Annotated in this window: 1 protein-coding gene; it reads left to right on the top strand. The window is 58.2% G+C overall.

From position 1 onward, the window contains the following. Positions 1 to 407 (top strand): DUF2520 domain-containing protein (locus ER13_RS18155; protein ID WP_155988196.1); only part of this gene is annotated, 407 nt, incomplete at both ends.

Raw genomic sequence — 407 nt, 5'->3', positions numbered from 1 at the left:
GTCCACGTTGCCGAAGCCGATCGTGCGCTTTATCATGCCGCACTGGCGCATGCCTCGAACCATCTCGTCACACTTTTGGGACAGTCCCAGCAGATGCTTGCTAGTATCGGTATTGAAGACCCGGCGCGTTACCTCGGTCCGCTGGTTCGTGCGACCGTCGATAACGCGCTTGCGAGTGGCGAAGGCGCGCTGACCGGTCCCGTGGCACGCGGCGATGCAGGTACCCTGGATGCGCATCTTAATGCGCTGATAGAGTACACCGACCACGAAAAAACCCAGGATATCGCTGACTCATATGCCGCCATGGTGCGCGCAACCGCATCTAGGGCGCATAATAGAAACTCAATAAACGACGACCAGAAGGCTCGGATTGAATCTACCTTGCGAACCCACACCACGGGCACGCG

Source organism: Brevundimonas sp. EAKA (genome assembly GCF_000698025.1).
GTDB classification, from domain to species: domain Bacteria; phylum Pseudomonadota; class Alphaproteobacteria; order Caulobacterales; family Caulobacteraceae; genus Brevundimonas; species Brevundimonas mediterranea_A.
The sequence above is the reverse complement of the archived record's forward strand: the minus strand, read 5'-3'. Positions and strand labels throughout refer to the sequence as shown.